General features: G+C 73.4%; 21 protein-coding genes. 6 read left to right on the top strand and 15 right to left on the bottom strand.

The window, feature by feature from the left end:
* Positions 1-53: 53 nt before the first annotated feature.
* Positions 54-1541 (bottom strand): hypothetical protein, encoded by a 1488-nt coding sequence (locus ACH4VO_RS17335; RefSeq protein WP_360985314.1) that lies wholly within the window; start codon positions 1539-1541, stop codon positions 54-56.
* A 158-nt stretch (positions 1542-1699) separates the two neighbouring features.
* Positions 1700-3082, bottom strand: coding sequence for a transcriptional regulator (locus tag ACH4VO_RS17340; RefSeq protein ID WP_360985317.1), 1383 nt, complete (start codon positions 3080-3082; stop codon positions 1700-1702).
* A gap of 280 nt (positions 3083-3362) precedes the next feature.
* Between ACH4VO_RS17340 and ACH4VO_RS17345 the strand changes: the two genes are divergently transcribed.
* Genes ACH4VO_RS17345 through ACH4VO_RS17355 form a run of 3 tightly spaced genes read left to right on the top strand, consistent with a single transcriptional unit; the run spans position 3363 to position 6583 of the window.
* Entirely contained in the window at positions 3363-4040 is a 678-nt protein-coding gene (locus ACH4VO_RS17345; protein WP_360985320.1) for a bifunctional DNA primase/polymerase, read from the top strand.
* Positions 4041-4079: 39 nt separating this feature from the next.
* Positions 4080-4937, top strand: coding sequence for an ABC transporter ATP-binding protein (locus ACH4VO_RS17350; protein WP_360985323.1), 858 nt, complete (start codon positions 4080-4082; stop codon positions 4935-4937).
* Complete coding sequence (locus ACH4VO_RS17355) at positions 4934-6583, top strand: transporter (protein WP_360985326.1); 1650 nt, start codon at positions 4934-4936, stop codon at positions 6581-6583. Before ACH4VO_RS17350 ends, ACH4VO_RS17355 begins: the two co-directional genes overlap by 4 nt.
* Positions 6584-6730: 147 nt before the next feature.
* Here the strand turns inward: ACH4VO_RS17355 and ACH4VO_RS17360 are convergent, their stop codons facing one another.
* Together ACH4VO_RS17360 and ACH4VO_RS17365 are read right to left on the bottom strand one after the other, a co-directional pair.
* Positions 6731-7624, bottom strand: a complete 894-nt coding sequence (locus ACH4VO_RS17360; RefSeq protein ID WP_360985893.1) for an alpha/beta hydrolase — start codon at positions 7622-7624, stop codon at positions 6731-6733.
* A gap of 754 nt (positions 7625-8378) precedes the next feature.
* Positions 8379-9071: a metal-dependent transcriptional regulator gene (locus ACH4VO_RS17365; protein ID WP_360985329.1), complete on the bottom strand. Its 693-nt coding sequence runs from the start codon at positions 9069-9071 to the stop codon at positions 8379-8381.
* A gap of 197 nt (positions 9072-9268) precedes the next feature.
* Here ACH4VO_RS17365 and ACH4VO_RS17370 point away from each other — a divergent pair, with 197 nt between their 5' ends.
* Entirely contained in the window at positions 9269-10024 is a 756-nt protein-coding gene (locus tag ACH4VO_RS17370) for an SIS domain-containing protein (protein WP_360985332.1), read from the top strand.
* Positions 10025-10238: 214 nt separating this feature from the next.
* Here the strand turns inward: ACH4VO_RS17370 and ACH4VO_RS17375 are convergent, their stop codons facing one another.
* Positions 10239-11633, bottom strand: coding sequence for a PAS domain-containing protein (locus tag ACH4VO_RS17375; RefSeq protein ID WP_360985335.1), 1395 nt, complete (start codon positions 11631-11633; stop codon positions 10239-10241).
* A gap of 414 nt (positions 11634-12047) precedes the next feature.
* Positions 12048-12674 carry a pyridoxamine 5'-phosphate oxidase gene (gene pdxH, locus ACH4VO_RS17380; protein WP_360985896.1) on the bottom strand — a complete coding sequence of 209 codons (627 nt, stop codon included), beginning with the start codon at positions 12672-12674 and terminating at the stop codon, positions 12048-12050.
* Between the two features lie 281 nt (positions 12675-12955).
* Between pdxH and ACH4VO_RS17385 the strand changes: the two genes are divergently transcribed.
* Positions 12956-14062: a citrate synthase 2 gene (locus tag ACH4VO_RS17385; RefSeq protein ID WP_360985338.1), complete on the top strand. Its 1107-nt coding sequence runs from the start codon at positions 12956-12958 to the stop codon at positions 14060-14062.
* A gap of 30 nt (positions 14063-14092) precedes the next feature.
* Here the strand turns inward: ACH4VO_RS17385 and ACH4VO_RS17390 are convergent, their stop codons facing one another.
* Complete coding sequence (locus ACH4VO_RS17390) at positions 14093-15046, bottom strand: peptidoglycan-binding domain-containing protein (protein ID WP_360985341.1); 954 nt, start codon at positions 15044-15046, stop codon at positions 14093-14095.
* A gap of 256 nt (positions 15047-15302) precedes the next feature.
* Here ACH4VO_RS17390 and ACH4VO_RS17395 point away from each other — a divergent pair, with 256 nt between their 5' ends.
* Positions 15303-15800: a hypothetical protein gene (locus ACH4VO_RS17395; RefSeq protein ID WP_360985344.1), complete on the top strand. Its 498-nt coding sequence runs from the start codon at positions 15303-15305 to the stop codon at positions 15798-15800.
* 124 nt (positions 15801-15924) lie between these two features.
* Here ACH4VO_RS17395 and ACH4VO_RS17400 read toward each other — a convergent pair whose 3' ends face one another.
* From ACH4VO_RS17400 to ACH4VO_RS17435, 8 genes are all read right to left on the bottom strand, one after another.
* Positions 15925-16542 (bottom strand): TetR/AcrR family transcriptional regulator, encoded by a 618-nt coding sequence (locus ACH4VO_RS17400; RefSeq protein ID WP_360985347.1) that lies wholly within the window; start codon positions 16540-16542, stop codon positions 15925-15927.
* On the bottom strand, positions 16530-17273 hold the full coding sequence (locus ACH4VO_RS17405) for an enoyl-CoA hydratase family protein (protein ID WP_360985350.1): 744 nt from the start codon (positions 17271-17273) through the stop codon (positions 16530-16532). Before ACH4VO_RS17405 ends, ACH4VO_RS17400 begins: the two co-directional genes overlap by 13 nt.
* A complete protein-coding gene (locus tag ACH4VO_RS17410) occupies positions 17270-18844 on the bottom strand; it encodes a 4-coumarate--CoA ligase family protein (protein WP_360985353.1) in 1575 nt (524 codons plus the stop codon). The genes ACH4VO_RS17405 and ACH4VO_RS17410 overlap by 4 nt, the downstream gene beginning before the upstream one ends.
* A 98-nt stretch (positions 18845-18942) precedes the next feature.
* Positions 18943-20106 carry an acyl-CoA dehydrogenase family protein gene (locus ACH4VO_RS17415; RefSeq protein WP_360985356.1) on the bottom strand — a complete coding sequence of 388 codons (1164 nt, stop codon included), beginning with the start codon at positions 20104-20106 and terminating at the stop codon, positions 18943-18945.
* Positions 20103-22037: a biotin carboxylase N-terminal domain-containing protein gene (locus ACH4VO_RS17420; RefSeq protein WP_360985899.1), complete on the bottom strand. Its 1935-nt coding sequence runs from the start codon at positions 22035-22037 to the stop codon at positions 20103-20105. The genes ACH4VO_RS17415 and ACH4VO_RS17420 overlap by 4 nt, the downstream gene beginning before the upstream one ends.
* 102 nt (positions 22038-22139) lie before the next feature.
* Complete coding sequence (locus ACH4VO_RS17425; protein WP_360985359.1) at positions 22140-23738, bottom strand: carboxyl transferase domain-containing protein; 1599 nt, start codon at positions 23736-23738, stop codon at positions 22140-22142.
* Entirely contained in the window at positions 23735-25438 is a 1704-nt protein-coding gene (locus ACH4VO_RS17430) for an acyclic terpene utilization AtuA family protein (protein ID WP_360985362.1), read from the bottom strand. The genes ACH4VO_RS17425 and ACH4VO_RS17430 overlap by 4 nt, the downstream gene beginning before the upstream one ends.
* Positions 25435-26241 (bottom strand): TIGR03084 family metal-binding protein, encoded by an 807-nt coding sequence (locus ACH4VO_RS17435; RefSeq protein ID WP_360985365.1) that lies wholly within the window; start codon positions 26239-26241, stop codon positions 25435-25437. The genes ACH4VO_RS17430 and ACH4VO_RS17435 overlap by 4 nt, the downstream gene beginning before the upstream one ends.
* Positions 26242-26313: the final 72 nt, after the last annotated feature.

Raw genomic sequence — 26313 nt, forward strand, 5'->3', positions numbered from 1 at the left:
GCGTGGCCCGGACCGCGCACTCCCGGCCCGCGGCCGGGGCTCCCGACGTCGGCTCAGAGCTGCTGGGGCGTCCTCTTCGTCAGCCCGTACTTCTCCGCGATGGAGTTCCAGAGGCCCGATGCCTCCTGCTTCGCCCGGGTGGCCTCGCCGCTCGCCGCCTCGGCCCTGGCCGTCGCGTCCGTCGACCGGGCCTTGCCGCCCTTGCACACCTTCTTGCCGTGCTTGGCCTGTCCCGCCCACGCGGCGTACTCGTCGTCGGCCTGGGCCGACGCCCGCCACGCCTTGGTCAGCGAGGACTTCAACCCGGCGTTGTCGGGGAGCCGGTCCACGGCGAGCCCGTCGAGCCGGGTCACCAGGTCGCGGCGCTGCGTGGCCGCGCCCTTGAGGTCGGTGGCCGCCTGGTCGAGCGCCGTGCAGTTCTTGATCTTCTCCACGGCGCTGATGACGGCCGCACGGCTGTTGTTGCTGTCGGCGAGCAGTTTGTCGAGCGCCTCCGCCTGCGGCTTCGCGGGGTCGGCCGCCGCCTGCGTGGAGGGGTCGGCACCGGGTGAACTCTGCGCGGCCACCGGCTGCTTGTCGTCCGAAGACGTCTCGTCACCTCCGCTCAGCAGGGCTCCCGCCCCGAGCCCGACCACGGCACAGCCGACGACGACCGCGGCGATCAGCGGGATGTGCGCGGACCGTCGGCGCGGCGTCCCGGGCCCGTGGTCGTCGGGCTCCTGCATGCCCTGCACGCCCTGCAGACCCGACTGGTACGGCGGGGGCGTGGGCTGCGGCCGGCCGTGCGCACCCGGGTGCTGCTGGTGCGGCGGCTGGGACTGCCGGGGCTGCCGGCGCGCCGAGTCGACGTGCGGCATCTGCTGGGTGGCGCCCGCGGGCCCCTCCTCGCGGAAGAGGCTGTCGAACTCGGCGGGCGGCTGCCGGTCGCCCGGGGTGCCGGGCCGGATGCCGTACGGAGCCCCACCGGGCACCGGAGGGATGTACTGGGTCGCGTCGGCGTCACCCGCCTGCGCCGGCCCGCCCAGGTGCTGGGTGGCCTCCGCCGGGCGCTCGGGCGGCAGGCCGGCCGGGCCGCCGTGCCCGCCGGGAACGGGGGCGATGTACTGCGTGGCGTCGGCGTCCCCGCCCGGCACCCCACCGGCCCCGGCCTCCGGCGGCAGCGACTGACCGTACTGCTGGTACTGCGGAGAGCCGGACTGCTGGTGGAACTGCTGCGGGTACGGGTCCTGCTGCGGCGCGTAGGACTGCTGCGCCGGATAGGGCTGCTGCGCGGGCTCGTACGGCCCGGCCTGCGGCGCGTACCCGCCCGGCGGCTGCTCGGGGGGCAGCTGCCCCGGGAGCGGGCCGGCCGGGTGCGCGGCCTGCGGACCCCAGGCATCGCCCCACGGCTGCCCGCCCGCAGGGGCCGCCCTGCCGGGTGCCGGCCCTCCTGCGGGCCCGCCCGCGGCCCAGGCACCACCCTCCGCGGGCAGCACGACACCTTCGTGCGCGGGCCGTACAGCAGGGAGCTGCTGCTCGTCACCCTGTCCGCTCTGCGTCACCGGGACTCCTACGTGTCAACCTACGGAATCGTCGGCTCACGCTATCGGGTGGCTGCGGCCCCGCGCCAAGCGCCCGTGGGCACTCACCACCCCTTCACACCGCGGATCGCACGCGGTGGCCTTCCGGCGCTGCCCGGGGGAACGGGCCCGGTCGCAGGTCAGGCGGCCTGCAGTTCCAGCCGGGCACCGAACTCGCGGACCGCGGGCTCGTTCCCGTACGGCAGGAGGCGCTGCTGGAGGTCGTCGAGGTATTCGGCGCCCCGGCTGGAACGGACCGTGCTCAGCAGTTCCACGGCACGGAGCCCCGTGTGGCACGCCTCCTCGACCTCGCGCTGCTGCACCTGAGCCGTGGCCAGCAGCACCAGGCCGATACCGCGGCGCCGGGTCCGGGAGGCGGGGAGGGCCGCCAGCGCCTCCTTCGCCCGGCGCGCGGCCGGTTCCGCCTGCCCCAGGTCGCGGTGGCAGTGGGCGAGTTCGTCCGCGAGGTAGCCGGCGTCGAAGTGGGCGATCCAGGCCGGGTCGTCCCCGGTGTCCGGGTCGGTGCGCTCCAGGGCCGCCGTCGCCCGGGCGGCCACCACCTGGAAGGTGCGGGCGTCTCCCATGAGGGCGTGGCCCCGGGCCTCTGCGGCGTGGAACATGGCCTCCGCGCGCGGGGTCACCCGGCCCCGGGTGCCCTCCTGCGCGGCCCGCGCCAGCTGGGCGATCTCCCGCGGATTGCCCAGCTGGGCGGCGAGGTGGCTCATCGACGCGGCCAGGACGTAACCCCCGTAGGCCCGGTCGCCCGCCGCCTGGGCGAGGCGCAGCGCCTGGATGTAGTACCGCTGGGCCAGCCCCGGCTGGCCGGTGTCGACGGCCATGTACCCGGCGAGTTCGGTGAGCCGGGCGACCGCGCCGAACAGCTCCCGGCCGACCGATTCCCGGTACGCCCCCGAAAGGAGCCCGGCCACCACGCTGTTGAGGTAGTGCACGAGGACGGGCCGCACGTGTCCGCTGCCGAACCGGTGGTCCAGGTCGACGAGGGCGGCGGTCATGGCCCGCACAGCCTCCACGTCCGGCAAGCCGACCCTGGCCCCCGCCGTGCGCGCCACCTGCGGGTCGGGGCCCGTGATCAGCCAGTCACGGCTGGGCTCGACCATGGCGGAGGCCGCGACCGCCGACCCGGCCAGCAGGTCACGGCGGCCCACGTCGCTGCGCCACAGCTCGGAGACCTGCTCGATCGCGCCGAGCACGGTGGGGGCGAACCGCAGGCCCACGCCCGAGGCCAGGTTCTTCCCGTCGGCCATCCCGATCTCGTCGATCGTGACCGTACGTCCGAGCTTGCGGCCGAGCGCCTCGGCGATGATTCCCGGTGCCCTGCCGCGTGGTTGCTGTCCGCGCAGCCAGCGGGCCACGGAGGTCTTGTCGTAGCGGAGGTCGAGTCCGCGCTCGGTACCGACCATGTTGACGCGGCGGGCGAGACCCGCGTTGGAGCAGGCTGCCTCCTGGATGAGCGTCTGGAGCCGTTCGTTCGGCTGGCGGGCGACGAGAGGCCTGGCTGCCATTTTTCCCCCTGGGACCGCAGTGACCGGTGAAGGGATCACTGCCCGGCACATACACAAGAAATGCGCACATTCATCTTCATCAGGTACAGCGGTGCCAGGCGGGCACGGGCCCGCGACGGGCTTCCTGGCACAGTCCTGCAAGTGGTTACCCGCACATCGGCGACCTGCCGCATGCGCGCCCCCGTCCATGCACCTGTGCGCCCCGCATGCGGGACCGATCCGTCATGACGGTCTGTCAGCGCGCCCGTAACCCCTGCGTGCGACGGCAGTTGAGTTGTGCGTGGAAGAGGCCATCGGAGTGACGGAAGCCGTGCGGGTGCCCCGGCAGCGGGGAGAACAGCTGCCCGACGCGGCGGCGTGGTACGCGCAGGAGCAGGAATGGGATGTGTTTCCCGGCACCTGGCTCGAAGCCGTGGACGGAAGGGAGCGCTGCTCGTGCGGTGACACCGGCTGTGTCTCCCCCGGAGCCCACCCGACGGGGCCCGGCTGGGCGAAGCAGGCGACCAGCAGTGCCGCGGCCGCCCGCCGGATGTGGTCCGAACAGCCCGGCTCCTCGGTACTCCTGGCGGCGGGCCGCGCCTTCGACGCGCTCGACGTCCCGGAGTCCGCGGGCTTCCTCGCTCTGGCCCGGATGGAGCGGATGGGGCTCGCGCTCGGGCCGGTGACGCGCACCCCTGACCGCCGGACGGTGTTCTTCGTCCTGCCGGGCGCCGCCGCCGGGTACCCCGGCCTCGTGTGCCGCGCGGGCTGGGACCCCGCGGCGATCGACCTGGTGGGCCGCGGAGAGGGCCATTACGTGGCCGCTCCCCCGACGCGTGTCGGCGGGCGCGGGGTCGTCCAGTGGGTCCACCGGCCCGGCCGCGCCGGCCACCGCCTGCCGGACGCGGAGAGCCTCATCGGTCCGCTCGCCTACGCCTGCGCACGGGAGGCGGCCGACGCCCGGGGCCGCGTTTCGTAGGGTGGTCCCCCGGACGTGGGGATACCGAAAGGCAGTGTCATGCCGGACCAGGCGAACAGCACGAGCGGAGTGGACCGGGCGGGCGGAGCGGTCCGGGTCGAGGGGGTGGACCGGGCCGGTGGGGCGACGCCGCCGCCCGCCGTACGGGTACAGGGGCTGTGGAAGAGGTTCGGTGAGCAGGTCGCGGTCGGTGGTATCGATCTGGAGCTGCCCGCGGGCAGGTTCGTCGGCCTGGTCGGACCCAACGGCGCGGGCAAGACCACCACGCTCTCGATGGTGACCGGACTGCTCAGGCCCGATAGGGGGACGATCGAGATCGGTGGTCACGACGTGTGGCGGGACCCGGTCGCGGTGAAGTCCCGGATCGGCGTCCTCCCGGAGGGGCTGCGGCTGTTCGAGCGCCTGTCGGGCCGCGAACTCCTGGCGTACACAGGCAGGTTGCGCGGGCTGCCGGGCGCCGAGGTGGACAAGCGGGCCACCCAGCTGCTCGACGTCCTGGGCCTCGCGGGCGCCCAGCACAAGCTGGTCGTGGACTACTCCACGGGCATGCGCAAGAAGACCGGCCTCGCGGCCGCCCTGCTGCACAACCCCGAAGTCCTCTTCCTGGACGAGCCGTTCGAGGGTGTGGACCCGGTGTCCGCGCAGACGATCCGGGGGGTGCTGGAGCGGTACACCGCGTCCGGGGCGACCGTCGTCTTCTCCAGCCATGTGATGGAGCTCGTCGAGTCGCTCTGCGACTGGGTGGCCGTCATGGCCGCGGGCCGCATCCGGGCCCAGGGCACACTCGCCGAGGTACGTGGCGACGCGCCCTCGCTGCAGAGGGCCTTCCTCGAACTGGTCGGCGCGAACGCCCGGGACACCGGCGAGTCCCTGGACTGGCTGGGCGGTGCCCGATGACCGTGCTCGACGCCCCGGTGGGTCCCGCCGCGCCGGCGGAGCGGGGCCAGGGCCTCGTCCCCGTCTTCGTACGGCTCAAACTGACGTTGCTGCGCAACGGACTGCGCCAGTCCTCCGGGCGGCGGGCGGCCTACATTGCCTCCCTCGTCGTCACGGCGCTGTTCGCGGTGGGCCAGGCGATCGGCCTGGTCGCGCTGCGCGGCCACGCGCAGGCCGGGACCCTGGTGGTCCTGCTGACCGCTGTCGTGGCGCTCGGCTGGACGGTGATGCCGCTGTTCTTCCCGAGCGGAGACGAGACCCTCGACCCGAGCCGGCTGGTGATGCTGCCGCTGCGGCCCCGCCCGCTGGTCGGGGCCCTGCTGGCGGCCTCGCTGATCGGGATCGGTCCGCTCTTCACGCTGGCCCTGGCGCTCGGTTCGGTGATCGCGCTCGCGCACGGTCCGGCGGGGGTGGTGGCCGGCGTGATCGCCGTACCGCTGACACTGCTGGTCTGCGTGGCGCTGGCGCGGTCGGTCGCCACGGCCAACATCCGGCTGCTGACCTCGCGCAAGGGACGTGATCTCGCGGTGCTCAGCGGGCTGGTGATCGCGGTGGGCATCCAGTTCGTCAACGTCGGTGCGCAGCGCCTGGGGCAGGCGGGCGGGCTCTCCGCGCTCGAACCGGCCGCCGACGTGGTGCGCTGGCTGCCCCCGTCCTCGGCGCTCGGCGCCGTGGAATCCGCCTCCGAGGGCGCCTACGGGTCCGCCGCGGCCCAGTTGCTGCTCGCGGTGCTCGCCCTGGCGGCCCTGATGTGGCTGTGGCAGCGGAGCCTGGTGAAGCTGATGACGTCACCGGACGGCTCCACTGTCGCCGCCGCGGAGCCGGCCCGCGGCCGGTCCGCCGCCGGTACGGAAGGCTCCGGGTTCTTCGCGCTGCTGCCCGAGGGCCGTACGGGGACGGTGATGCGGCGGAGCCTGCGCTACGTCGTACGGGACCCGAAGACCAAGGCGTCCTGGGTGACGGCGCTGGCGATCGGCCTGATCGTCCCGGTGCTCAACGCGGTGCAGGGGGCGGGCTCGGTCTACTTCGCCTGCTTCGCGGCGGGGATGCTCGGCATGCAGATGTACAACCAGTTCGGTCAGGACACCTCGGCCTTCTGGATGGTGGCGCTCTCGATCTCCTCCCCCCGGGACGCCTACCTGGAGTTGCGCGCCCGCGCGCTGGCGCTGCTGTTGATCACGCTGCCGTACACGGTCCTGGTGACCGTGGTGACGACGGCGGTCGTCGGGGACTGGGCGGCCCTGCCGGGGGTCATGGGGCTGTCGTTCGCACTGCTCGGTGCGATGCTGGCGACGGGCGCCATGGCCTCGGCGCTCTTCCCGTACTCGATCCCGCAGGACGGCGCGTTCAAGAACGTGGTGCCGGGCCAGGCGGGGCTCGCCTGGATCTCCGTCCTCGGCGGGATGGTGGCGGCCGCACTGCTCAGCTCACCCGTGATCGGACTGACGGTCTGGCTGCACGTGGCGGATCTGCGGGGCTGGCTGTGGCTGCTGCTGCCGGTGGGAGCGGTCTACGGGGCGGCCGTCGGCCTGCTGGGGGTGCGGCTGGCCGCACCCCGCACGGCGGACCGGCTCCCGGAGATCCTGGCCGCGGTCAGCAAGGGCTGAGCGGGGGCCCGGGGGCGGCCGAGGAGCCTGCCGCTCGCCTCGGACCGGCCCGCCCGGACACGTACGGGCAAGGCTCAGGGGACGTACGGGCAGGACCGAGGGACCCACGGACCCACGGACCCACGGACCCCACCAGGGTTCGGTGGATCACGGGCTGACCGGCTCCCGGTCGTCGCGGACGTCCTCGGCGAGCTGTTCGAGGAACGGCTCCACCGCCGTGCGCCAGCCCTCCGGCTGGTCGTAGTGGACGAGGTGGCCGGCGTCCGCGACCTCGGCGTACTGCCCGCGCGGCAGGACGCGGACCATTTCCTGCGCCTCGGCCCTGCCCAGCTCCCCGTCGATCCCCCGCAGGACCAGCGTGGGGCACCGCACCTGCGCCAGCTCCTCCCAGTGGGCGTCGTAGACCCAGGTGGCCCTCGACGCGAGCATCTGCCGGCGGGAGAACACGGGCCGCCACCCGTCCGCGCTCTCCGCCATCACCTCGGCGAAGAACTCGCCCCGGGACGGATTGGGCCGCTCCACCCAGGGATCGTCCTCGCCGAACCATTTCCGTACCTCGGCAAGCGTCGCGAAGGGCACCGGCCACGAGGTGAACCAGTCCTCCCACTCCCGCTGGGAGGCCGCCCCCAGGGAGGAGGCCCGCATGTCGCAGATGATCAGGGCCTTGACCAGGTCCGGGCGTTTCGCGGCAAGCTGCCAGGCGGTGAGTGCGCCCATGGAGTGCCCGATGAGGGTGACGGGAGCGAGATCGAGCTGTTCGATCGCGGCCTCGACATCGGCGACGTACGCGTCGCGGGTGTACGGGCCCTCGGCGGGCTTCTCGCTGCGGCCGTGGCCCCGCTGGTCGAGGCCGACCGGGCGGTGACGCTCGGAGAGCCAGCGGGCGGTGGAGGCCCAGTGCGCGGCCCGGCCCATCAGCCCGTGCAGCAATAAGATCCCCGGGGCGCGTTCGTCCTCCGCGCGCCCTTTGGGCGGATCGGCGAACTCCCAGGCCGCAAGGCGTAGGCCGTCGGAGCCGGTCACATCAACGCGCCGCACCATGGGTTCCGGCACCTCCTTCGCGTCCTCGGTCACCGCAGGCTCGTCGGTGACCATGTGCTCGTCGGCCCTCGCATGCCGGCGTCCGCAAGACTATCGAACCTTTATTCGAAAACCGGGGTCCGGCGCGCAACATCCCACGTTTGAGTGACAGCGGTTCAGGATTGACGCCCGTCACCGCGGGGAGATCTCCAACGGGAAGCGGACCACTCGGGGACAGGGGTCCGCGGGGACTGACTTCGAGAGCTCGGGGCTCCAGGTCAGCGCGGGGGAGGACCGGCCCCGGCACCCTCGGGCGCCGGGGCCTTTCCCCTGTCCGGGAAGCAGCCGGACCGCACCCGTCCGCGTCCTCGCAGAGGCCCTCGTACCGGACCGTGCGCGCGCCCGGAAGGCACCCCGGGGCAACAGGCCGCCCGGCAGTCCCCCCGCGGCGCACATGCCAGTGCGACGGGCGCATTCGCCGCTCCCTCCCCGACCGCGCGGCAGTATCTGCCGGCCCCTCAGGTCATATGCCTGGCCACAGCCTGGCACGCGATTCGCCCGGGCGCTGCGATTCCGGACGGAAAACAGAAAGCGGGCCGTACCCGGTCACTTCTGCACGTGCATCTGCACCGGTGTATGCAACTGCAACACCTGCATCAGTGGCCCTGGCACGCCCCGCAGGCGCCGTCCACACCTTGCATCCGCCTGACATCCGCACTGGTCAGCGCGATATCAGGACCTCCTCAGCGACGCATCCGTGCCGCGTCCCCACCCCTCAGCGCTTCGCTACGAAGACATGCGAGGCAACGTCGGCGCCCAGCTCGGCCGCCTCGCCGCTGGACCCGACCAGCACGCCGCCGGCCGACTCGGTCACGCTGACGACCGAACCGGGCTGCACGCCCGCCCGGCGCAGCGTGTACATCAGCTGGGCGTCCGTCTGGATCGGCTCACCGATCCGGCGCACCACCACGGTCTTGCCCTCCGTCCCCGGGTCGAGCTCGGAGAGGCTCACCATGCCCTCGTCCAGGAACGGGTCGGCCTCCGCCTCCTCGCCCAGCTCCTCCAGGCCCGGGATCGGGTTGCCGTACGGAGACTCCGTGGGATGGCGCAGCAGCTCCAGGACACGGCGCTCCACGGCCTCGCTCATCACGTGCTCCCAGCGGCACGCCTCGGCGTGGACCTGCTCCCACTCCAGGCCGATCACGTCGACGAGCAGGCACTCGGCCAGCCGGTGCTTGCGCATGACGCGGGTGGCGAGGCGGCGGCCCTCGTCGGTCAGCTCCAGGTGGCGGTCGCCCGCGACCTGGACGAGCCCGTCCCGCTCCATGCGCGCGACCGTCTGGCTGACCGTCGGACCGCTCTGGTCCAGCCGTTCGGCGATGCGGGCGCGCATCGGGACCACGCCTTCCTCTTCGAGCTCGAGGATGGTGCGGAGATACATCTCCGTCGTGTCGATCAGTCCGGACATACGTGCCCCTCGATGCTGTGACGTGAAGTCGTCGTGCGATGGCCCTCCACCAATTCTGACGCATAGCACCGACAACCGTGCCGCACCGGCCGGAGGCAGTGCGCGGGACGGACCGGAGCGGTATTGACAGGCCACTGGTCCAGACCGCAACGTGATCCGCGGCACGGTCCCCCACTCCCGCAGGAAAGGCCTCCTCGATGAGCGACACGAAGCTCGCCGGTCAGTTCTTCGACGCGGCGATCGGCCTGCTGGAGCGGGTACGCGACGAGGAGGCCGGCCCGATCGCCGCCGCGGGTGCCGCGATCGCCGACACGGTCGCGTCGGGCGGCCGGCTCTTCGCCTTCGGCGCCGGGCACTCGTCCCTCGCCGCCCAGGACGTCGTCTACCGGGCGGGCGGCCTCGCGCTGATGAACCTGCTCGCGGTCCCGGGCACCGTGGGCGTCGACGTCATGCCCGCCACGCTCGGCTCGGCGCTGGAGCGGGTGGACGGCCTGGCGGGCGCGGTGCTGGACTCCAGCCCGGCGACCTCCGGTGACCTCCTGATGATCATCTCGTTGTCCGGGCGCAACGCGCTGCCGGTGGAGATGGCGCAGAACGCCCGGGCGCTCGGCCTGACGGTCGTCGGGATCACCTCGGTCGCGTACGCGACGGGCACCAGGTCGCGTCACGTCTCGGGAGGCTTCCTGCGCGACCACTGCGACATCGTGCTCGACAGCAAGATCGCGATCGGGGACGCGGAGCTGACGGCGGACGGTATCGAGGCGCCGTTCGCGCCCGCGTCGACCGTCGTGACCAGCGCCCTGATGCAGGCCGTGATGGCCACCGCCGCGGAGGAGCTCGTCGCCCGGGGGATCGAACCGCCGCTGCTGCGGTCGGGGAACGTGGACGGCGGCCACGAGTGGAACGGGCGCGTGATGCGGGAGTACGCGGACCGGATCTTCTACCGGCACTGAGCCGCCCGTCGCGAGGACGGCGGCCGCATCCGGAGCGCCGGCCCGTGGCAGCCCCGTACGCGGCTCGGTGCGCCCGCGCCGGGTACGACCGCACCACCGGTCGGCACCCGCCGTACAGCCGCCGACGGCCCTACGGCCCGCACCCCTGGGGCTCCCCGGCTCTACCCGGCTCGGAGCGCGCGCACCCGGACGTACGCCGCCCGGCCCGCCGCCCTCACTCGCTTGAAGGTCCCGGGACGCCGCTCACGCCCGTCAGCTGGGCCAGGTCGACGGCCGAGGCGACCCGGACCGCGACGCTCTCCGCGTACAACGCGTCCGCTCGTTCGAAGGCGCTGCGGTTCGCCGCCCGCAGGAACGTCACCACGCCCAGCGTCCGCCCCCGGCTCCGCAGCACCGCGCACAGGGCGTGGACCGAGTCCTTGGGCCACCGGTGCTCCACCGCCCACTGCTCGCCGGCCCCGGGCCCGGCGCTGGTGCGGACCGCGCCCGTACGCTCCACCGCCTGCACGGCGGGATGCCTCGTGCCGTACCGCACGGGGAGCGGGCCGCCCGACACCGGGAGGCAGGGCCCCGGCGCGTCGGCGGGCGTCGCGGCGGCCCGTACCAGCCGCTCCCCCGCCAGCAGGTCCACCACCACGTGGTCGGCGAACCCGGCCAGGGCGTAGTCCAGCGACGAGGTCGCCGCCTCCATGGGGTCCTCGCACTCGGCGGCCTGCCGGGCGGCCCGGTGCAGCTGGTTGGACCGGAAGCGCATCCGGTCCGCCTCCTGCTCGGCGAGCCTGGCCGCCGTCACGTCCTGGAACACCCAGCCGACGCCGAGCGGAACGGGCTCCTCGGAGAGCGGCGACGCCAGCCGGAGGAATCCGCTGCGCCAGCAGCGCCGCCGGTCACCGTTCAGCGTCCGCAGGGTCACCCACAGCTCGGCGGGGGCGGGCGGCGCCCCCTCGGCGAGCACATGCTGCAGGGCACCCTCCAGCTCCTCGACCCCCTGGACGATCAGCTCGCCCAGCGGGCGGCCGAGCAGCGTCGTACGGCCGCCGCCCAGGGCCCGGGCCGCGTGGGCGTTGACGACGGTCGGGCGAAGGTCGACGTCGACGAGGACCACACCCCAGGAGGCGTCCTCCAGCAGCGCCTCGCTCAGCGCGATGGAGCGCTCCAGGTCGATCTGCGTGTGCACCTCGCTGAACGCGCAGTACACCCCGGCGGGCCTGCCGTTCTCGCCGCGCACACCCGAGGACTGGGTGCGGACGAGCACCCGCCCGCCACCCTTGCGCAGCAGTGCGAACTCGTGGACCTGCCGGCCCGGGGAGTCCATCACGGCCATGAGCCGCCCGTGCACGTCGTCCGCGTCCGCGCTGCGCACGGCCCACCCGGCGAACCCGGTCCGGCCCACGGCCTCCGCGGCGGTCCAGCCGAGGATGCGCTCGGCCTCGCGGTTCCAGTGCGTGATCGTGCCGTGCGCGTCGAACGCGCACAGCGCCGCGTCCATGCCGTCGAGCAACGCGGCCAGCAGCCGTGACCCGGGAACGGCCCCCGCCGGGGGCTGCCGCCCGGGGCCCTCGTCGGGACCGAGCGCGTCGGTGGTCCCACTGCTCCTGGAAGCACTCACTCCGTACCCCCGCAGGACGTGTCCGTCATGGCTGTCCGCATTACCGCACGTCAGACCATTGAACTCGAACGTGAGCCACCGCACAGCCACTTCCCGGAAATCGGGCGGCCACCTCCCCGATAAATCACTTGTGCCGCTCGGGGGCGAGTTCCTAGGCTGTGGTCACACGTTGAAAGGAGGTGATCCGAAAAGTGCAGTCTTATCGGATTCGTGAGGTGGCTGCGGGCTGACAGCCCGTCGTCGCACACAGTGCACCTCGGCAGCTGTCTGCCGAAACCCACGCAGTCACCGACCCGCAGGCTCGCCGGTAGATCCGGCCGGCCCCTCCGCAAGGAGGGACCAGAGCCTGCGGGTTTCCGCGTGTCCGGGCCCGGGCGACGGGGCCGCCCGCCGGGGAGGCGGGCCGCCGCCGGGTCACGGGCAGAGGCGCTCCACCCGCCAGCCGGAGCCCTCGCGTACGTACCGCAGCCGGTCGTGCAGCCGGTTCTCGCGGCCCTGCCAGAACTCGATCGTCTCCGGCACCACCCGGAAGCCGCCCCACTGCGGGGGCGCGGGGACCTTCTCCCCCTCGGGGTAACGGGATACCAGCTGCTCGTAGCGGTCGACGAGCTCCCGGCGCGAGCCGATCACCGTCGACTGCTCGCTCGCCCACGCGCCGAGCTGGGAGCCGTGGGGACGGGTACGGAAGTACGCCACCGTCTCCTCGCGGCCCACGCGGGACGCCGTGCCGTTGACGATGACCTGGCGTGCCAGCGGGTGCCAGGGGAAGAGGAGCGAGACGTACGGGTTCGCGGTCAGTTCCCGGCCCTTGCGTGAGCCGTAGTGGGTGAAGAAGACGAAACCGCGGTCGTCGTAGTGCTTGAGCAGGACCGTGCGCGAGGACGGCCGGCCCTCGGGTGTGGCGGTGGAGACCACCATCGCGTTCGGCTCGTGGAGGGCGCCGCCCCCGGCGACCTGCCGGAACCAGTGGGCGAACTGCTCCATCGGGTCGGCGGCGAGGTCCTTCTCGGTGAAGTCCTCGGAGCGGTACTGCTCGCGCATCGCGGCCGGATCGGTGGTCCAATCGGAGGAGGCGCGGGAGGAGGCGGAAGCGGAAGACGGAGTGGCATCAGCTGTGGGCACGAGGCCCATCCTGCCGCAGGGGACGCCGCCTCCGTCGGGAAGGGGCGTACACGCAGCCCGCGGCCGTCGGGGGACCGGCCGGACGCCGGGAGTTGTGCCGGATGTCACCCTTCCGAACACCGTGCGTACCCGCCAGTATCGTGGGCAGGCCCCGTGGGACCAGGGGCCGCATACAGCCGCCGAGCCGAGGGAGCCGCCTGATGTCCGACTTCGTACCCGGACTTGAAGGAGTCGTCGCGTTCGAGACGGAGATCGCCGAACCCGACAAGGAGGGCGGCTCGCTCCGCTACCGCGGCGTGGACATCGAGGACCTCGTCGGCCACGTCTCGTTCGGCCACGTCTGGGGTCTGCTGGTGGACGGGGCGTTCACCCCCGGCCTGCCGCCCGCAGAGCCGTTCCCGATCCCCGTGCACTCCGGTGACATCCGTGTCGACGTGCAGTCCGCACTCGCCATGCTGGCCCCGGTCTGGGGACTGAAGCCCCTCCTCGACATCGACGAGGAGACCGCGCGCGACGACCTGGCGCGGGCCGCCGTGATGGCCCTGTCCTACGTCGCCCAGTCGGCGCGCGGCCAGGGGCTCCCGATGGTCCCGCAGAGCGAGATCGACAAGGCGCAGTCCGTGGTGGAGCGGTTCATGATCCGCTGGCGCGGTGAGCCGGACCCCAAGCACGTCAAGGCCGTCGACGCCTACTGGACGTCGGCCGCCGAGCACGGCATGAACGCCTCGACGTTCACCGCCCGTGTGATCGCCTCCACCGGCGCCGACGTGGCGGCGGCCCTGTCGGGCGCCGTGGGCGCGATGTCGGGCCCGCTGCACGGCGGCGCCCCGTCCCGGGTGCTCGGCATGATCGAGGAGATCGAGCGGACCGGGGACGCCACGGCCTACGTGAAGCAGGCCCTGGACAAGGGTGAGCGGCTCATGGGGTTCGGTCACCGCGTCTACCGCGCCGAGGACCCCCGCGCCCGCGTCCTGCGCCGCACGGCGAGGGAGCTGGCCGCGCCCCGCTTCGAGGTCGCGGAGGCCCTGGAGAAGGCCGCGCTGGAGGAGCTGCACTCCCGCCGCCCGGACCGCGTCCTGGCGACGAACGTCGAGTTCTGGGCGGCGATCGTCCTGGACTTCGCGGAGGTCCCGGCGCACATGTTCACGTCGATGTTCAGCTGTGCCCGTACGGCGGGCTGGTCGGCGCACATCCTGGAGCAGAAGCGGACCGGCCGCCTGGTGCGCCCCTCGGCGACGTACGTCGGCCCCGCCGCCCGCGACCCGCGCGAGATCGCGGGATACGACCAGCTGGCGCTGGGGCACTGACCTCTGCTTCCAGGGGCCCCGGTCGCGCGGTCAGCCGTGCAGCCGGGGCCTTTGGGCTGTCAGCGCCACGAGCCACACAGCGGAGTCGGCGCGCCCCGTCGTGGGAAGGCCGTACGCGGCCTGGAAGACGCGCAGGGTGTCCTCGGTGTCCGTGGTGAAGGTACCCGTGACCGCCGTGGGGTGGTCCGCGCCGGCGAGGAGCGCCTGCAGGGCCGTGACGGCGGGGCCGCGGTCCCCCGCCGCCAGCGGCATGATCAGGCGGGGCCAGGTCAGGGGGCCGACCCGGCCGTCCGGGTCGAGGCCCTGTGCGCTCTGGAAGCGTTTCGCCTGCGCCTCGGTGGCCCTGTCGAAGGTGCCCGTCACCTCGGTCCCGTACCCCCGCGCGTTGAGAAGGTACTGAACCGTCCTGGCTTCCCAGAGCACGTCGCCCAGCCGGGCCACCGGCCAGGTCGGCCGCACGGCGACCGGTTCGCCCGGCACGGCGGGCGCCGGGCCGACCGGCGCCGCAGGGGCGGGGCCCGGCGGCAGCCGGAGCACCAGCCCGAGTACGACGGCCAGGAAGAGCGCGCCCGCGCCCCAGAGCCACGTCTGCGGGACGGTCACCACCCGTCTGCGCGGAGTGGCCGGTGCGGCGGTGACAGCCGGCCCCGGCATGCGTTCCTCGGTGCCACCGCCCGCCCGGGGAGAGCGCCCCGCCCCCTGGGCGGCCTCGGCGAGCCGGAGCGCCTCGCGCAGGCATCCGGGGTCAGCCGCGAGAGCCGCGTGCAGCACCTCCACGACGCGCGGCGGCGCCGTCGTGGGCAGGGCCGGGTTCAGGTAGCGGGACATCGTGGCCTGGTTGACCCCGGCCCGCCTGGCCAGCGCTGTCTGGGTCGGAGGCGTACCCGGGCACCGCTCCCACCAGGTCCGCAGCATCACGCTGAGCGCGGCCGAGGGCTCGGCCGACTGCGGATCCGGGGTGGGAGGGAACTGCCGACTGTCCAATGCGTTCCCCCGAGGACGGTGCATCTCTGCAGGTCAAGCCCATGCAGCGCATCGCGCATAGACGCATGGTCACTGGTCGGGTGCAGATGGTAGCGGAGAACGGGCCGCGCCGGGCATGGTGATCCGGCGGGCCGGCTCCGGCCCACCCGCCCCCTCGCCCCGTCCCGCCCATCCGGCGACGGCCGCGCCCTGCCCCCGGTCCGGACTCCGGTCGTCGGCAGGCATCTCACCCACCCACCCGAAAGAAGGACGCCCCATGCGCATCCACACCCTCACCCCCCTCTTCGCCGCCGCCCTCACCGCACCCCTGCTGCTCACCGCCGGCGTGGCCGAGGGCGCGCCGGCGAAGTACACGCACGCCGCGGCGGCGCAGCAGTTCCGTAACGCCGGCATCTCGTGGACGTCGAGCGGCGGCTGCTCCGACTGGAACAAGGGGACGTGCACGTCGTTCACCAACATCAACCGGACGACCGTGGCCGGTGCCATCGCCTTCAAGAAGGCGAGCCGCTGCGCCGTCGTCATCACCGGCGGCACGGAGAAGGGCCACAGCGCGGGCACGTACAGCCACCGCAACGGCTACAAGGTGGACATGTCCGTCAAGAAGCCCTGCCTGGACACCTACATCACCAAGCACTACAAGAAGGCGGGGACCCGGAAGGGCGACGGTGCCGCCCTCCGCAAGTCCCCGAACGGCAACGTCTACGCCCGCGAGGGCAGCCACTGGGACGCCACTTACTACAACGGCAAGGCCTGACCCTGACGAGCCCCTCGTGGGCCGGTCGTTGTGAGTCGAGGGGCGGACAAACAGGGCACTACGCCCCCAGTCCTGCCCCTTGGCTCACACCCGCTGCACGGGTGGCCGACTCGCACCGACTGACTCACACCGAGCGGTCCGCTCCCGTCGCCGGGCCGAGGGCCTCGTCCAGGAGGTGGGCCCACTGGGAGACCACGCGTGTGCGGCGGGCCGCGTCGTCCGTCAGGAGGTTGGCGAGGCCGAGGCCGCGGGCCATGTCGAGGAAGCCCTGGACCGTCTCGCGGACGCCGGGGCGGTCCTCGTCGGCGCGGAGGAGTTCGACGGCGATGCGGTGGGTCTCGCGGCCGACCCGGGCTTCGAGCTCGGTGACGCGGGGGCGCAGCTGGGCCTCGTTGCACGCGGCCACCCAGAGCTGGATCGCGGCGCGGAAGAGGGGGCCGGTGTACAGGTCGACGAGGGCGGCGACCACGTCGGCGCGGCCCTGGACCGGCAGGGCGCGCAGGGCGGCGGAGCGTTCCTCGGCGACGTACTCGACGGCGCCGGTGAAGAGATCCTCGCGAGTCGGGAAGTGGTGCTGTGCCGCGCCGCGTGAGACCCCGGCGCGTTCCGCGACGACGGAGACCGTGGAGCCCGCCCAGCCGTGTTCGGCGAGGCAGGCCACGGCGGCTTCGAGGAGGCGCTGACGGGTGGCGCGGCTGCGGTCCTGCTTGGGGGTCTTCGCGGGTGGGGTCACAGCCGCCATGCGGGATCCCGTCGTTCCAGGAAGGCCGTCATCCCCTCCCTGGCCTCGTCGGAGGCGAAGAGCGCTGCCGAGCGGGCGATGAGGTCTTCGGCGTACTGATCGAAAGTCTCCAGCACAGTAGCCGTGACCAGCTCCTTCGACGCGGCCAGCCCCTGAGGTGAGGCCCTGCGCAGTCCGTCGAGTACCGGTTCGAGCGCATTGTCCACATCGTCGGCGGAGCCGGCGGCCAGGGAGACGAGGCCGATGCGCACCGCCTCGGCCGCGCCGAAGCGTTCACCGGTGAGGTAGTAGCGGGTGGCGGCGCGGGGGTCGAGGCGGGGCAGCAGGGGCAGGGAGATGACGGCGGGGGCGAGGCCGAGGCGGGATTCGGTGAGGGCGAAGGTCGCCGCCGGGCCGGCGGCCGAGATGTCGCACGCGCCGAGCAGGCCGAGTCCGCCGGCCCGGACGTGGCCGGTGACCCGGGCCACGACCGGTTTGGGCAGGGCCACGATGCGGCGCATGAGGGCGACGAGGGCGTGCGGGTCGGGCGGGGCGGTCAGGTCGGCGCCGGCGCAGAACGTGGTGCCGGTGTGGGTGAGGAGGACCGCCCGGACGGCCGGATCGGCCGCGCAGCCGGCCAGCGCCTCGTCCAGTTCGCCGACGAGCGGCGCGGAGAGGGCGTTGCGGTTGGCCGGGGAGTCGAGGGTGAGGACGGTGATCCCACGGTCGTGGGCCTGCTGGACGAGGGTCATGTCCGCTTCTCCCGGTCGCGCAGTTCCCGCCGAAGGATCTTGCCCGAGGCCGCTCGCGGGACGGCGTCCACGAACTCGACCTGTCTGACCTTCTTGTACGGGGCGGCCCGCTCGGCGACGTACGCCATCACGTCGTCGCCGGTGAGGCCGGGGGACTGCGGGGAGCGGACCACGAAGGCCTTGGGGACCTCGTTGCCGGTGTCGTCCCGGACGCCGATGACGGCCGCGTCCGCGATGGCGTCGCTGCCGAGGAGCAGGGCCTCCAGTTCGGCGGGGGCGACCTGGTAGCCCTTGTACTTGATGAGTTCCTTGACCCGGTCGACGACGTACAGCCAGCCGTCGGCGTCGACGCGCCCGATGTCGCCGGTGTGGACCCAGCCGTCCTCGTCGATCATGCCGGCGGTGGCGTCGGGGCGGCCGAGGTAGCCCTTCATCACCTGCGGGCCCCGGATGAGGATCTCCCCGTCGGTGCCGGCCTCGACGTCCGCGCCCGGGTCCACCAGCGAGACGATGCGCATCTCGGTGCTGGGCAGGAGCTTGCCCACGGTGCCGGGCGGGGGGTTCGGCTCGTCGAGCGGTACGACGTGGGTGCCGGGCGAGAGTTCCGTCATCCCGTACGCCTGCCGGACGGGCGGAAGGCCCAGGCGGGCCGAACAGGCGGCCGCGAGTCCGGCGTCCAGAGGCGCGGCGGCGCTGACGATGTAGCGGAGCGAGGAGAGGTCGTACGCGTCGACCATGGGGTGCTTGGCGAGGGCGAGGACGATCGGCGGGGCCACGTACAGTCCGCTGATCCGGTGGGTCTGGATCGCGTCCAGGAACTGCGCGAGGTCGAAGCGGGGCAGGACGACGACGGTGGCGCCGAAGCGGAGCGGGGCGTTCATGAGGGCGGTCAGCCCGTAGATGTGGAAGAAGGGCAGGACCGCCAGGATGCGGTCGCCCTCGCCGATGGGGACGAAGGGGCGCAGCTGCTCCAGGTTGGTGCCGATGGAGCGGTGCGTGAGCATGACGCCCTTGGGGACGCCGGTGGTGCCGGAGGAGTAGGGCAGGGCTGCGACGTCCTCGTCGGGGTCGATGACGACGGTGGGTTCGGGAGCGGTCGAGCCCAGCATGTCGAGTACGGAGGTGTGTCCTTCGGCCTGGTCGCAGACGAAGATCTCGCGGACGCCACCGGCCAGTGCTGCGGCACGGCGGGCGGCGTCCAGGAGCGGCGAGACGGTGACGATCCAGCGGGCTGCGGAGTCCCCGAGCTGTGTGGCGAACTCCTCCGGGGTGGCGAGGGGGTGGATGGTGGTGACGGTGGCGCCGGCCCGGGTGGCCCCGTAGAAGACGGGTGGGTAGGCGATCGTGTTGGGGCTGTGGAGGGCGAGTACGTCGCCCTTGCGCACTCCGGCCTCGGCGAGGGCTGCGGCGATGCGGCGGTGGAAGACGGCGAGCTGGGCGTAGGTGACGCTCACGCCGTTCGTGGCGTCGATCAGGGCGGTCGTGTCACCGAAGCCGGCGGCGTTCCCGAGGACGGCTTCGTGGATGGGGGTGGAGAGGGCCGGGACATCTGCGTACTCGCTGCGGAACACCGGGGCGGTCCCTTCGACGCGGGTGGACGGGCAGTCAGGATCCTCTCCGCGCCGGGATGGGGGGAGCCCGCGCGCGGCAGCCGTTACGGTGCGGGCCCTCAGTAGGACTTGGGCAGGCCGAGGGTCTGGTGGGAGACGTAGTTCAGGACCATCTCGCGGCTGACGGGGGCGATCCGCGCGACGCGGGAGGCGGTGACCAGGGAGGCAAGCCCGTACTCGCGGGTCAGTCCGTTGCCGCCGAGGGTGTGGACGGCCTGGTCGACGGCCTTCACGCAGGCTTCGCCGGCCGCGTACTTGGCCATGTTGGCGGCCTCACCGGCGCCGGTGTCGTCGCCGGAGTCGTAGAGCGCGGCCGCCTTCTGCATCATGAGCCGGGCGAGTTCCAGTTCGATGTGGGCGACGGCGAGCGGGTGCGCGACGGCCTGGTGGGCGCCGATGGGCGCCTTCCACACCTGGCGGGTGCGGGCGTACTCGACGGCCTTGCCGAGTGCGTAGCGGCCCATGCCGATCCCGAACGCGGCGGTCATGATGCGTTCCGGGTTCAGTCCGGCGAAGAGCTGGAGCAGACCCGTGTCCTCCTCCTCACCGACGAGGGCGTCGGCGGGGAGCCGTACGTCGTCGAGGACCAGCTCGAACTGTTTCTCGGCGGCCTGCAGTTCCATGTCGATGGGGGTGCGGTCGAAGCCGGGTGTGTCGCGGGGCACGATGAAGAGGCAGGGCTTGAGCCTCCCCGAGCGGGCGTCCTCGGTGCGGCCGACGACGAGGGTGGCGTCGGATATGTCGACGCCGGAGATGAAGACCTTGCGGCCGGTGAGGATCCAGTCCCCACCGTCGCGGCGGGCGGTGGTGGTGATGCGGTGGGAGTTGGAGCCCGCGTCCGGCTCGGTGATGCCGAACGACATGGTCAGGGTGCCGTCGGAGAGGCCGGGGAGCCACCTCCGCTTCTGGGCACCGGTGCCGAAGCGGGCGATGACCGTGCCGCAGATCGCCGGGGAGACGACCATCATGAGCAGCGGGCTGCCGGCCGCGCCGAGCTCCTCCAGGACGATGGAGAGCTCGGCCATGCCGGCGCCGCCGCCGCCGTACTCCTGGGGGAGGTTGACGCCGAGGTAGCCGAGCTTTCCGGCCTCGGCCCACAGCTCGCGGGGGTGTGCGCCCTCGCGGGCCAGGGCGGTGATGTACTCCCGGCCGTACCGCTTGCCGAGCGCGGCGACGGCGGCGCGCAGCGCCTTGTGCTCTTCGGTTTCGAGGACGGTGCTCATGGGTTCGTCTCCTCCTGGTGCGCGGGGCCGTCCTGGACGACGGCGAGCAGAGCGCCGACCTCGACCTGGAGGCCGGGGGCGGCGTGGAGCGCGGTGAGGGTGCCGGAGGCGGGGGCGAGGATGCGGTGCTCCATCTTCATCGCCTCCAGCCAGATCAGCGGCTGTCCGGCCTCGACGGCCGAGCCCGGGGCGAGGCCGTCGGCGAGGCGGACCACGGTGCCGGGCATGGGGGCGAGGAGGGAGCCGGGTTCGGCGGTCGCGGCGGGGTCGGTGAAGCGCGGCAGGACGGTGAAGGTGTACGAGCCGTGTGCGCCGTCCACGTGGACGCGGTCGCCGTGCGGGGTGACGGTGAACCGCCGGGTGACGCCGCCCGCTTCGAGTCCCACCTCGCCGGGCCCGGCGGTGGTGACGCGTTCGCCGGTGACGGGTGCGGGCCCGTCGCGGCCGGTGCGGTACGCGATCTCGTGTTCGGTGCCGTCGGGTTCGCTGCGGTAGCGCTTGGTCTGGTGCTGCGAGGGCAGGTTGCGCCAGGCGCCGAAGCGGGTGGGGGCCGAGGCCGCGGCGAGCGCGGCGGCGGTGGCGGCGAGACGGCGGTGGTCCTCGCAGTCCGGGGCGGTGAGCGTGTCGAGGTGCCGGTCGTAGAAGCCGGTGTCCGGGCGCCCCGCGACGAAGTCCGGGTGGCGCAGGGATCGGACGAGCAGGTCGCGGTTGGTGACCGGTCCGTGGATGCGGGCGCGTTCCAGGGAGCGGGCGAGGAGGCGTACGGCCTCGGTGCGGGTGGGGGCGTGGGCGATGACCTTGGCGAGCAGCGGGTCGTAGTGCACCCCGACCGTGTCACCGCCGGTGTACCCGGTGTCCAGGCGCAGGCCGGGCGCAGGCGGTACCTCCAGGGTGAGCAGTGCTCCGGTCTGCGGCTGCCAGTCACGGGCGGGGTCCTCGGCGTAGAGCCGGGCCTCGACGGCGTGGCCGCCGGGCGGCGGGGGCGCCGGCGCGGGCAGCGGTGCGCCTTCCGCGACGCGCAGTTGCAGGGCGACGAGGTCGAGCCCGTACACGGCCTCGGTGACGGGGTGTTCGACCTGGAGCCGGGTGTTCATCTCCAGGAAGTACGGCTGTCCCGCCGCCGATACGAGGAACTCGACGGTCCCCGCCCCCCGGTATCCCACCGCGCGGGCGGCGGCCACGGCGGCGTCGTGCAGCCGCTGCCGCAGGGCGTCGTCGAGGCCGGGGGCGGGGGCTTCCTCGATGACCTTCTGGTGACGGCGCTGGAGGGAGCAGTCGCGGGTGCTGAGCGCCCACACCGTGCCCTGGGCGTCCGCCATGACCTGGACCTCGACGTGCCGGCCACGCTCGACGTACGGCTCCGCGAAGACCTCGCCGTCCCCGAAGGCGGCGGTGGCCTCGGCGACCGCCGCCGTCAGCTCCCCGGGCAGGTCCGCGAGGTCCCGGACGATCCGCATCCCCCGTCCGCCGCCGCCGGCCGCCGCCTTGAGCAGCAGCGGCAGGTCCCCGGCGGTGGCGGCAGCCGGGTCGACGGGGGCGAGCAGCGGTACGCCCGCGGCGGCCATCAGCTCCTTGGCCCGGGTCTTGGACGCCATCAGCTCGACGGCCTTGACCGGCGGTCCCACCCAGAGCAGCCCCGCGTCCTGCACGGCGCGGGCGAACCCGGCGTTCTCGGAGAGGAACCCGTACCCGGGGTGCACGGCGTCGGCACCCGCCGCGTGGGCGGCGGCCACCACCAGATCGCCGCGCAGGTAGGTGTCGCCGGGCGCGGCCCCGGGGAGGCGCACGGCGGTGTCGGCCTCCCGTACGTGCAGGGCTCCGGCGTCCGCGTCGGAGTACACGGCGACGGTGGCGATGCCCAGTTCGCGGCAGGTGCGGAAGATCCGGCAGGCGATCTCGCCCCGGTTGGCCACCAGGAGCGTACGCATCATGTCTGGCATGGAAGAGACTCTTTCCGCTGGGACACGGGGAGCATCGGTCGGGGAACCTCCGGGGCGGCGGTCCGGTAGCGGGTAGCGGGCCTCACACCCGCCTCACATCCGGAAGACGCCGAAGCCGCCGCGGGCGCCCTCGACCGGTGCGGTGTGGAGGGCGGAGAGGCAGATGCCGAGGACGGTGCGGGTGTCGCGGGGATCGATGACCCCGTCGTCGTACAGTCGGCCGGACAGGAACATCGGCAGGGACTCCGCCTCGATCTGCTGCTCCACCATGGCGCGCAGGCCCGCGTCGGCCTCCTCGTCGTAAGGCAGGCCCTTCGCGGCGGAGGAGGCGCGGGCGACGATCGACAGGACGCCGGCGAGCTGCTGGGGGCCCATGACGGCGGACTTGCTGCTGGGCCAGGCGAAGAGGAAGCGGGGGTCGTAGGCGCGGCCGCACATGCCGTAGTGCCCGGCGCCGTAGGAGGCGCCCATCAGCACGGACAGGTGCGGGACCCGGGAGTTGGACACCGCGTTGATCATCATGGCGCCGTGCTTGACGATGCCGCCCTGCTCGTACTCCTTGCCGACCATGTAGCCGGTGGTGTTGTGGAGGAAGAGGAGCGGGATGTCGCGCTGGTTGGCGAGCTGGATGAACTGGGCGGCCTTCTGGGACTCCTCGCTGAACAGCACGCCCTGCGCGTTGGCGAGGATGCCGACCGGGTAGCCGTGCAGACGGGCCCACCCGGTGACCAGACTGGTCCCGTAGAGCGGCTTGAACGCGTCGAAGTCCGATCCGTCGACGAGCCGGGCGATGACCTCGCGCGGGTCGAAGGGCACCTTCAGGTCGTCCGGGACGATCCCGGCCAGTTCGTCCTCGTCGTACTTCGGCGGCTCGGCGATCCCCGGATCGGGGTGCGCCTTCCGCCAGTTGAGGCGGGCGACGATCCGGCGGGCCTGGCGCAGCGCGTCGTGTTCGTCGACGGCGAAGTGGTCGGCGAGCCCGGACGTGCGGGCGTGCATCTCCGCGCCGCCGAGTGACTCGTCGTCGCTCTCCTCGCCGGTGGCCATCTTGACCAGGGGCGGGCCGCCGAGGAAGACCTTCGACCGCTCCTTGATCATGACGGTGTGGTCGGACATGCCGGGGACGTACGCGCCTCCGGCGGTGGAGTTGCCGAAGACGACGGCGACGGTCGGAATGCCGGCCGCCGACAGCCGGGTGAGGTCGCGGAAGAGCGCCCCGCCGGGGATGAAGATCTCCTTCTGGGAGGGCAGGTCGGCGCCCCCCGACTCGACGAGGCTGACGCAGGGCAGCCGGTTGGCGAAGGCGATCTCGTTGGCGCGCAGGGCCTTCTTCAGCGTCCAGGGGTTGGAGGCGCCGCCGCGTACGGTCGGGTCGTTGGCCGTGATCAGGCACTCCACCCCCGCCACGACGCCGATCCCGGTGACGAGCGAGGCGCCGACCGTGTAGTCGCTGCCCCAGGCGGCGAGCGGGGAGAGCTCCAGGAACGGAGTGTCCGGGTCGACCAGCAGCTCGATGCGTTCGCGGGCGAGGAGTCTGCCGCGCTTCCGGTGCCGGGCCACGTACTTCTCGCCGCCGCCCGCCAGGGCCTTGGCGTGCTCGGCGTCGAGCTCGGCGAGCTTCGCGAGCATCGCCTCGCGGTGGGCGGCGTATGCGGGGCAGGTGGTGTCGAGTGCGGTGGGCAGGACGGTCATACGGCCTCCTCCGGAGGGTCCAGCAGCGCCACGGGGACGGGGAGGTGCCGGGAGCGCAGCCACTCCCCCACCGCCTTGGCCTGGGGATCGAAACGGGCCTGCGCGGCGACGCCTTCGCCGAGGAGGCCGTGGACGACGAAGTTGAGCGCCCGCAGGTTCGGCAGGACATGGCGTACGACGGTGAGCCCCGCGGTCTCCGGGAGCAGTTCCCGGAAGCGCGCGACGGTCAGCTCGTGCGCCAGCCACCGCCAGGCCGCGTCGTCGCGCACCCATACGCCGACGTTGGCGTCGCCGCCCTTGTCGCCGCTGCGGGCTCCGGCGACGCGGCCGAGCGGGGCGTCGCGGACGGGCCCGGCGGGCAGCGGCTCGGGGAGCGGGGGCGCGGCGACGGCCTCCGGTTCCCGGTACCGGCCGGCCGGCGGCACGCTCTCCCGCCGCCCGTCCGGCAGGACGGCCACGTGTGCGGCCTCCTCCGCCGGGAGGGACCCGGCCTCGAACACCCCGTACGGGGCGCCCTTCCCCGGGGGCGCGGTCATGTGGAAGCCCGGGTAGCTGCCGAGCGCGAGCTCGACGGCCGCCCCGGACACCGCGCGCCCGACCGCCTCGGCATCCTCGTCGCGCACGACGAGCCGGAGCAGGGCGCTCGCGGTCTCCTCCGTGGCGGCGTCGGGCCGGTCGGTGCGGACCAGCTCCCACCGCACCTCGGCGGGCCGCGTACCGGCACGGTCCAGGGCGTCGGCGAACTGCGCCTGGACGAGGTCGGCCTTGGCCTCGATGTCGAGTCCCGTCAGGACGAGGACGACCTCGTTGCGCCAGCCTCCGAGGCGGCACCGCCCGACCTTCAGCGTGGGCGGCGGGGCCTCGCCCCGGGCCCCGGCGATCCGTACCCGGTCCGGCCCGTCGGGTGTCAGCGTCACGGTGTCGAGACGGGCGGTGACGTCGGGTCCGGCGTACCGGGCCCCGGCGGTCTCGTACAGGAGTTGCGCGGTGACGGTGCCGACGTCGACGACGCCGCCCGTCCCGTCGTGCTTGGTGATGACGCTGCTGCCGTCCTCGTGGATCTCGGCGAGCGGGAAGCCCGGACGGCGGACGTCGTGGCCGGTGAAGAAGGCGTAGTTGCCCCCGGTGGCCTGCGTCCCGCACTCCAGGACGTGCCCGGCGACGACGGCCCCGGCCAGGGCGTCGAGGTCGTCCGGCCCCCAGCCGAAGTGGGCGGCGGCCGGGCCGGTGACGAGGGCCGCGTCGGTGACCCGGCCGGTGACCACGATGTCGGCCCCGGCGCGCAGGCAGGCGGCGATCCCTCCGCCCCCGAGGTAGGCGTTGGCGGTGAGGTGGCCCTCGGGTACGGGCAGGCTGTCGCCCTCCACGTGCGCGACGCGCACGTGGACACCCACGGTGGCGGCCAGCTCCCGCACGGCGTCGGCCAGCCCGGCGGGGTTGAGGCCGCCGGCGTTGGCGACGATCTTCACACCCCGCTCGTGGGCGATCCCGAGGTTCCCTTCCAACTGCCGCAGGAACGTGGTGGCGTAGCCGCGTCTCGGGTCCTTCAGGCGGCTCCTGCCGAGGATCAGCAGGGTGAGTTCGGCGAGGTAGTCGCCGGTGAGGACGTCGAGGGGGCCGCCGGTGAGCATCTCGTGCACGGCGTCGAAGCGGTCGCCGTAGAAGCCGGAGGCGTTGCCGATGCGCAGCGGCCGGGTCACCGGTCCGCCCTGCGGGGGCGCCCGGGGCCCGCGGGTCCCGCGAAGGCCTGGGCGATGTCCAGCCACCGGTCGGCGTCCGGGCCGGACGCCTCGACGGCGAGGTCGGCCCGGTGGGCACGCTGGGTGACGAGGAGGCAGAAGTCGAGGAGCGGCCCGGTGATCCGCTGGGCGGCGTCCTCGGGGCCGTACACGGCCGGTTCACCGTCCTCGGACCGCAGTTCCACCCGGAACTCCTCGGCCGGCGGCTGCAGGCCCCGCACGGCGTAGGCGTAGTCCCGGGCGCGTACACCGATCCTGGCGACGTGCCGCAGCCTCGCGGTCGGCTTCCGGGCCACACCGAGCGCGTCGGCGATGTCCTGGCCGTGCGCCCAGGTCTCCATGAGCCGCGCGGTGGCCATCGAGGCCGCGCTCATGGGCGGGCCGTACCAGGGCATCCTGGCTCCGGCGGGCATCCGGCGCAGGGCCTCCTGGAGTCTGGCGCGCCCCTCCCGCCACTCCACGAGCAGCGCCTCGGGCGTCAGGGCGGCCACGGCCTCCCCGGCCGCCTCGTCGACGAAGGTCCCGGGGGCGGACAACGCCTTCTCCACCTCGGCGGCGAAGGCGCCGGGCTCGGTGGCGGCGACCAGGGCCACCTCGTCCGTCCACGTGAGGTGGGCGATCTGGTGGGCGACGCCCCACCCCTCGGCGGGGGTCGGCGCGGCCCACTCGTGTGCACTCAACCCCGCTACCAGCAGGTCGAGTTCGGCGCTCTCCTGCGCCAGATCGTCGAGCACGGCGGCGGTCACGGCCGAAGCATCGGACACGGTGCGCTCCCTCGGGGCGTGGCGGTGTGCCCTGGAGCATGGCAGTGGGCCTGAAAACAAGCAAGCGTGCTT

This window comes from Streptomyces sp. NPDC020780 (assembly GCF_044334475.1).
In the GTDB taxonomy this organism is placed as follows: domain Bacteria; phylum Actinomycetota; class Actinomycetes; order Streptomycetales; family Streptomycetaceae; genus Streptomyces.

Excerpts from the sequence above, each read along its gene's own strand:
- ACH4VO_RS17340 (WP_360985317.1), bottom strand. The coding sequence starts at position 3,082 with ATGGCAGCCAGGCCTCTCGTCGCCCGCCAGCCGAACGAACGGCTCCAG.
- ACH4VO_RS17395 (WP_360985344.1), top strand. The coding sequence starts at position 15,303 with ATGCGCATCCACACCCTCACCCCCCTCTTCGCCGCCGCCCTCACCGCA.
- ACH4VO_RS17385 (WP_360985338.1), top strand. The coding sequence starts at position 12,956 with ATGTCCGACTTCGTACCCGGACTTGAAGGAGTCGTCGCGTTCGAGACG.
- pdxH (WP_360985896.1), bottom strand. The coding sequence starts at position 12,674 with ATGCGCGAGCAGTACCGCTCCGAGGACTTCACCGAGAAGGACCTCGCC.
- ACH4VO_RS17425 (WP_360985359.1), bottom strand. The coding sequence starts at position 23,738 with ATGACCGTCCTGCCCACCGCACTCGACACCACCTGCCCCGCATACGCC.
- ACH4VO_RS17405 (WP_360985350.1), bottom strand. The coding sequence starts at position 17,273 with ATGACCCTCGTCCAGCAGGCCCACGACCGTGGGATCACCGTCCTCACC.
- ACH4VO_RS17355 (WP_360985326.1), top strand. The coding sequence starts at position 4,934 with ATGACCGTGCTCGACGCCCCGGTGGGTCCCGCCGCGCCGGCGGAGCGG.
- ACH4VO_RS17415 (WP_360985356.1), bottom strand. The coding sequence starts at position 20,106 with ATGAGCACCGTCCTCGAAACCGAAGAGCACAAGGCGCTGCGCGCCGCC.
- ACH4VO_RS17400 (WP_360985347.1), bottom strand. The coding sequence starts at position 16,542 with ATGGCGGCTGTGACCCCACCCGCGAAGACCCCCAAGCAGGACCGCAGC.
- ACH4VO_RS17370 (WP_360985332.1), top strand. The coding sequence starts at position 9,269 with ATGAGCGACACGAAGCTCGCCGGTCAGTTCTTCGACGCGGCGATCGGC.
- ACH4VO_RS17360 (WP_360985893.1), bottom strand. The coding sequence starts at position 7,624 with ATGGTGCGGCGCGTTGATGTGACCGGCTCCGACGGCCTACGCCTTGCG.
- ACH4VO_RS17350 (WP_360985323.1), top strand. The coding sequence starts at position 4,080 with ATGCCGGACCAGGCGAACAGCACGAGCGGAGTGGACCGGGCGGGCGGA.
- ACH4VO_RS17420 (WP_360985899.1), bottom strand. The coding sequence starts at position 22,037 with ATGATGCGTACGCTCCTGGTGGCCAACCGGGGCGAGATCGCCTGCCGG.
- ACH4VO_RS17365 (WP_360985329.1), bottom strand. The coding sequence starts at position 9,071 with ATGTCCGGACTGATCGACACGACGGAGATGTATCTCCGCACCATCCTC.